The organism is Novosphingobium sp. UBA1939 (assembly GCF_002336885.1).
GTDB lineage: Bacteria > Pseudomonadota > Alphaproteobacteria > Sphingomonadales > Sphingomonadaceae > Novosphingobium.
Window position 1 is genome coordinate 39,964 of sequence record NZ_DDFB01000152.1, and the last position, 6,051, is coordinate 46,014.

The window sequence follows — 6,051 nt, forward strand, 5'->3', positions numbered from 1 at the left end:
AAGACGCGCCATGGACGATACTTCCGCCCTCCTTGCCCTTGCCGACCGGATGCTGTGGGTGACCGCGCTGGTTGCCGCCCCGGTCCTGCTCGCCTCGCTGGCCGTCGGTCTTGTCGTCGGCGTGATCCAGGCGGCGACCTCGGTGAACGAACAGACGCTGACCTTCGTGCCCAAGCTGGCGATCATCGCCCTGGTTCTCGTGCTGCTGGGCGGCGCGATGATGGGCCTGATCGGCGATTTCATGAAGGACATCTTCGCCCAGATCGCGGCCACCGGGAACTGAGCGCCACGCGATGATCCAGCTCAACTTCGGCTTCGGCGGACTGGAACACGAGTTCTGGCGGATGCTGTTCGTGATGACACGGATCGGCGCAGCCATGCTCGCCGCCCCGCTGTTCGGCGCGATGGCCGTCCCCTATCAGCTGCGCGTCGTGCTTTCGGCGTCGCTGGCCATCATGATCTGCGCCTGGTCGCCCGTCGCCCCACCCCCGGCCCTGCTGTCGCTGGCCGGGCTGATGGCCACGCTCAACGAGATCATGATCGGCCTGTCGCTTGGCTTCGTGCTCCAGCTTTCCTTCGCCGCGCCCACGATCGCCGCCGAAGTGATCGGCGCCAGCATGGGCATGAGCATCGCCACCGCCGCCGACCCTTCCAGCGGCGCGCATTCGCCCGCGCTCGGCCAGTATTTCGCGGTGGTGCTGACCGTGCTGTTCCTGGGCCTTGGCGCGCATCTCAACTGGATCGCGCTGATCGTGGAAAGCTACCGCGCATTCCCGCCCGGCAGCGCCTGGTTCGCGCCCGGCCGGTTCGAAATCATCATGGGCTTCGGTTCGGTGATGTTCGCCACCGCGCTTTCGATCGCCCTGCCGGTCACGCTGCTGCTGCTGCTGGTGCAGGTGATGACCGGCGTGATCAGCCGCTCTGCCCCCAGCCTCAACCTGTTTTCGCTGGGCTTGCCAGCCGGCATCCTGGCCGGGCTGGTCGCCCTGATCGCCGCGATGCCGCTGCTGACCGACCGGCTGGAAGACCTTTCCGCCGCCGCCGTCACGCAGGCCGGCGCCATGATCGCCAAGTAGGAGCGCCGCGGTGGCCGAGGAAAATGGCGAAAAGACATTCGCCCCAAGTGAGAAGCGCAAACGGGACGCCGCCAAACGCGGCGACGTATTGCGCTCCCGCGAAGTCACTACGGCGATCGCCGTGCTGGTCGGCGCCGCCTGGCTGAAGTTCGCCGGCCCCTGGGTGCTGACCGAACTGGGCGCCACCGCCCGCGCCGGCTTCAGCTGGGATCGTGGCACGCTGGAAGATTTCTCGCCCGATCAGATGATCGTGCCGGCCATCGTCGCGCTACTGCCGCCGGTGCTGGTCCTGGGCGGCCTGATCATGGCCGCATCGCTCGGATCGCAGATCGGCCTCAGCGACGGGCGCTGGGTGGGCAGCAACCTTGCCCCCAAGGCATCGCGGATCAACCCGCTTTCGGGCCTGAAGCGGATGCTCGGCCTGCAGGGATGGATCGAGCTGGGCAAGGGCCTGGCCAAGCTCGTTCTGCTCGGCAGCATCGCCTACTTGTGGATGCGCGGGCGGATTTCCGGGCTGGTTGGCCTGGGCGGAGGCGAAGTGCGGATGCAGCTTGCCTATGCCTGGGATTCGCTGCTCTCGCTGCTGTTCATGCTCGCCGGGGGACTGGTCGTGATCGCGATGATCGACTTCCCGGTCCAGTGGGCACGCCGCTTCATGCGGCTGCGCATGAGCCACCAGGACATGCGTGACGAAAGCAAGGAAGCCGAAGGTTCACCCGAAAAGAAGGGCGCGATCCGCAACAAGCAGCGCCAGCTTGCCATGGGCGGCGTGCAGAAGGCGATGCGCGAGGCTCAGTTCGTGATCACCAACCCGACCCACTTCTCGGTCGCGCTGGCCTACGATCCGGACAAGGCATCCGCGCCGATCGTGCTGGCCAAGGGCCGTGGCGAAAAGGCGCTGGCGATGCGCGAACTGGCCGCGGAACTGAACGTGCCGACGCTGGAATACCCTGCGCTCGCCCGTGCCGTGTACTTCACCACGCGCGAAAACCAGGTGATCCGCGAAGAGCTGTACGTCGCGGTCGCTTCGGTTCTGGCGTTCGTCCTCTCGCTGAAGCGAGGCGAAACCCCGCCCACCCCGCAAGTGGAGGTGCCGATCGAGGTGCGCTTCGATGCGGACGGCCGCCCGGAACGCCAGACAATGCATTGATCCGCCACCCCTTAACTCACCGGCCCAGGGACCGTTCTTTTCGTCATGGCTACGACCTCATCCACTTCGAGCACGACCTCGTCGACATCATCCTCGTCGGTCACGTCGACATTGCTGTCGGCCCTCGGCGGTGGCAGCGGCATCAACATGGCGTCGCTGGCGGAGCAGCTTTCGTCGGCCCAGTACGCGAGCCGGATCGACCAGCTCAGCACCAAGTACGACAAGCTGACGACGCAGATCTCGGCCGCGTCCACGCTGAAAAGCATGATCTCCTCGCTGGCCACGTCGCTCGGCACGCGCGTGCGCACGGGCGACCTTGCCGTGACGCCGACCATCACCAATGCGAGCGTGGCCTCCGTCACCAAGGGAACCCTTTCGGGCAGCGGCACCTATTCGCTGGAAGTGACTTCGGTCGCCAAGAGCCAGACGCTCAGCTCGCCGGTCTATGCCGCGTCGACCTCGACCGTCGGTTCGGGCACGCTGACGCTGAAGTTCGGCACCGTGTCCGGCTCCTCCTTCACCGAGGATACGAGCCACAGCGCCGTCAACATCACCGTGCCGACCGGCGCCACGCTGTCGGATGTGGCAACGGCGATCAACGCTTCGGGCGCGGGCGTCACCGCCTATGTCGCGAACGGCTCCAACGGCGCGCAACTCGTGCTCAAGGGCAAGGATGGCGCGGCCAACGGCTTCGTCCTCGAAGCATCTGAAAACGCCTCCGATCCGGGCCTGTCGAATCTCGCCTGGTCCCCTTCCGGCGATCTTTCGCGCCTGACCACGACGGCGACCGACGCGGTGTTCAAGCTGGACGGCGTGCAGCGCACGAGCACGTCCAACACGATCACCGACGCAGCGCCGGGCCTGACGCTCAAGCTGACCGGCACCAATGCCGGCTCGCCCACGACCATCGGCTTTTCCGACCCCACCAGCGCCATTTCGACGGCCATGTCCGATCTCGTCGACGCGCTGAACTCGGTCGCGGGCGAACTGAAGAACGACACTGATCCCAACTCGGGTGCGTTGAACAACGATCCCGGCGCGCGATCGCTGCAGAACACGCTGACGACGCTTGGCAGCACGGTGATCATGCCCAACGCCGCCGCCGGCGCGCCGAAGACGCTGTCCGATCTCGGGCTGGTGATCCAGCGCGACGGCACGTTCACGCTGGATTCGAACCGCCTGTCCGCCACGCTGGCGAACTACCCTTCCGAATCCGCGGCCATGTTCACCAACGGCCTGTATGGCGTCTACGCCTCGTTCGACAAGATCTCGCGCAACCTCACCTCGGCAGTGGACCCCAGTTCGCTGACCGGGACCGTCAACCGCCTGACGGCGGCGCAGACCAAGGCAGCGAGCGACAAGAGCGATCTTGCCGCCCAACAGGAAACGCTGCGCCAGCAGATGGTCAGCCGCTTCGCCTCGCTCGACACGCGGCTTAGCGCGTCGAAATCGACGCTGTCCTTCCTGCAGGCGCAGATCTCGGCCTGGAACTCCAAGAGCTCCAGTGGCTGATGCGGTATCTCCAGGATCCCAGCGAAGCTTATCGCCGGGTCGATTTCGACGCCCGCGTGTTCGGCGCCGATCCGCGACAACTGGTGGACCTGTGCCTGGAACAGTTCACCGGCTCGCTATCGCGCGCGATCTATGCGGCGGGGCGCGGCGACAATGCCGCGAAAAGCGCGGCGCTGACGCGCGCCGTCTCGTCGCTGCTGGCGCTGGAAATGGGGGTGGACACCACCAACCCGACCGGCCCGGCGCTAATCCAGCTCTACCAGGCGGCGCGGCGCTCGGTGCTTGATTCCGCGGTCAACTTCGACGCGGAACGGCTGACCACCATTCGCGCGGACTTCCTCGAGATCCGTCAGGCCATGCTGCAAGCGGCGCGCGGCTGAACGCCGCCGCCGTTTCGTCGCGCTTGCGATCAGGCTCTCATCATGGATTGCGGACGGATTGATCGATCCGGACCGGTCGCGGACACATCTGTCCGCCGGTCACGATCCCCCGCACCGGCCCCGCCCCTTGTCCCCGAAGGCTATGGGACGCACGGTCCGGATCGATCGCCGTGCCGGCATCGGGTCAACACCGCCCGCTGCCGGCCTCAACCAATATTGCAACAGCCGATCATGGCGGTCGCGAGTTCATCCAGCGCCACCTCGCGCGAGGCGGCATCGAGTTCGATGGCGGCCGTCGGCGCTTCGGCGACCAGCGCGGTCTTGCGGTCCTGCGCGAAGGTATCGCAGCCGGCTTCGCGCAACAGCTTCAGTCCCTTCGCGCCATCGCTGCCCATACCGGTCAGCACCGCGCCCACTGCGGGAACCGCGCCACGCGCGATCGAGCCGTAGAGCAGATTGGCGGAAGGTCGCGCGCCCTCGATCGGTTCGCGCACGATCAGGCGGATGCGCGGCGGCGTACCCGGTTCCACCACGACATGGCATTCGGGGTCGGCGGCGATGTGGATCGTGCCCTGGCTGAGCGCCGCGCCGTCCTTCGCCGCCTTCACCGCGCACTTCAGGTCGGTGTTCAGCCGTTTGATGAACGTTTCGACGAGGGCCGGCTCCGCCTGGAGGGCGACGATGGTCGGCGGGCAATTGGACGGGAAATCGGAAAGGAGCGTCGTCAGCGCGTCGATCCCGCCCATCGAGGCGCTGCACGCCACGATGCGGCCGTTCCATTCGAACTGGGCATCGACCTGCTTCTGGTCCCGCACGGTCTTGCGATCGCGCACGTTGCTGTTGGCGGCCGCCAGCACGATCTTGCCCAGCTTGCCGACCGACTTGTTGAACTGTTCCGGCGTGGCGCGCAGCGGCTTGGGAAAGCACTCCACCGCGCCCAGCTCGAACGCCTTGAGCGAGGTTTCGGTGCCCGCCTGCGTCAGGCTCGACAGCATGACCACCGGCAGCGGATTGTGCTCCATGATTTCTTCAAGGAACTCGATTCCGCTCATGCCCGGCATTTCGACGTCGAGCGTGATCACGTTCGGGCGCAGCGCGTCGATCTGGTCGCGCGCTTCTGCGGCATTGGCCGCCGCGCCCACGACCCGGACGTTCTTCGCCTGGTCCAGAATATCCGAAAACAGCGCGCGCATCGCGGCTGAATCGTCAACGACAAGAACTCTTGCTTCGTGCATTTGCTTGCAAACCTTCGCCTGCAGGCGTGCCCAGGCGGCACCCCTTCACGGCAAACAGGCTTAACGCTTTATCACCAAGCAAATTGCATCCGCGGGGATAGGTATCTCAACCTAGGTTCCCCTCAAGGCAGCCTTTGCGCCTCGATGGTTAAGAAGCATTCCAGCGAAAACGGCCGGGCCGTCAGCCCGCCGGGATCGGATGCACGCCACGCGAAGGAACCGTCACGATGCCGACCATAACCCTGCCATCGCGCTGCGATCGGGCCGCCGCCGAAGCGGTGCTGCCCTCGATGATCGCATCGCTTGGTTCAGGCCCGCTGCAGATCGACGCACGCGAATGCACGCAGATCGGGCAGGCCATGTTGCAATTGCTGGTCAGCGCGCGCCGTTCGCAAGGCGGAGCGACCATTCTCCCCTCGCCCGTCCTGCAGGACATTGCCCGGCTGGCGGGCCTGGAAGCCGACCTGTTCGATGGAGGCGCGGCATGACCAGCGAGGAAATCCAGGCGATCTTCTTCGCGGAATGCGAGGAATCGCTGGCCGCCGCCGAAACCGGGCTGGCTGCCTGCCAGGCGGGCACGCAGGATGACGATACCGTCAACGCGGTGTTCCGGGGCGTCCATTCGATCAAGGGTGGCGCGGGCGCCTTCGGCTTCATCGCGCTCCAGGCGTTCACGCACACGTTCGAAACGCTGCTTT

The 6,051-nt window shown here is 66.1% G+C and carries 8 protein-coding genes; 7 read left to right on the forward strand and 1 reads right to left on the reverse strand.

From position 1 onward, the window contains the following. Window positions 1-10: 10 nt before the first annotated feature. The 5 genes from B3547_RS20505 to fliS are packed head-to-tail and all read left to right on the forward strand — an operon-like array spanning window position 11 to window position 4,118. Window positions 11-283, forward strand: a complete 273-nt coding sequence (locus tag B3547_RS20505) for a flagellar biosynthetic protein FliQ (RefSeq protein ID WP_124809267.1) — start codon at window positions 11-13, stop codon at window positions 281-283. 10 nt (window positions 284-293) lie between these two features. Beyond that, a complete protein-coding gene (fliR, locus tag B3547_RS20510; protein WP_124809268.1) occupies window positions 294-1,076 on the forward strand; it encodes a flagellar biosynthetic protein FliR in 783 nt (260 codons plus the stop codon). 10 nt (window positions 1,077-1,086) lie between these two features. Then, the gene (locus tag B3547_RS20515; protein WP_124809269.1) at window positions 1,087-2,226 is read left to right on the forward strand and encodes an EscU/YscU/HrcU family type III secretion system export apparatus switch protein; all 1,140 of its coding nucleotides are present in this window, start codon (window positions 1,087-1,089) and stop codon (window positions 2,224-2,226) included. 45 nt (window positions 2,227-2,271) lie between these two features. Next, window positions 2,272-3,738 (forward strand): flagellar filament capping protein FliD, encoded by a 1,467-nt coding sequence (gene fliD, locus B3547_RS20520; RefSeq protein WP_194920044.1) that lies wholly within the window; start codon window positions 2,272-2,274, stop codon window positions 3,736-3,738. Then, complete coding sequence (gene fliS / locus B3547_RS20525) at window positions 3,738-4,118, forward strand: flagellar export chaperone FliS (RefSeq protein ID WP_292966531.1); 381 nt, start codon at window positions 3,738-3,740, stop codon at window positions 4,116-4,118. The genes fliD and fliS overlap by 1 nt, the downstream gene beginning before the upstream one ends. Window positions 4,119-4,324: 206 nt before the next feature. On the opposite strand, the gene B3547_RS20530 is transcribed toward fliS, so the two are convergent. After that, complete coding sequence (locus B3547_RS20530) at window positions 4,325-5,353, reverse strand: chemotaxis protein CheB (protein WP_292966534.1); 1,029 nt, start codon at window positions 5,351-5,353, stop codon at window positions 4,325-4,327. 227 nt (window positions 5,354-5,580) lie between these two features. On the opposite strand from B3547_RS20530, the gene B3547_RS20535 reads away from it, so the two are divergent. Together B3547_RS20535 and B3547_RS20540 are read left to right on the forward strand one after the other, a co-directional pair. Further along, complete coding sequence (locus tag B3547_RS20535; protein WP_194920042.1) at window positions 5,581-5,841, forward strand: STAS domain-containing protein; 261 nt, start codon at window positions 5,581-5,583, stop codon at window positions 5,839-5,841. Further along, a partial coding sequence (locus B3547_RS20540) for an Hpt domain-containing protein (protein WP_292966538.1) occupies window positions 5,838-6,051 on the forward strand: 214 nt, incomplete at its 3' end. The genes B3547_RS20535 and B3547_RS20540, both read left to right, overlap by 4 nt.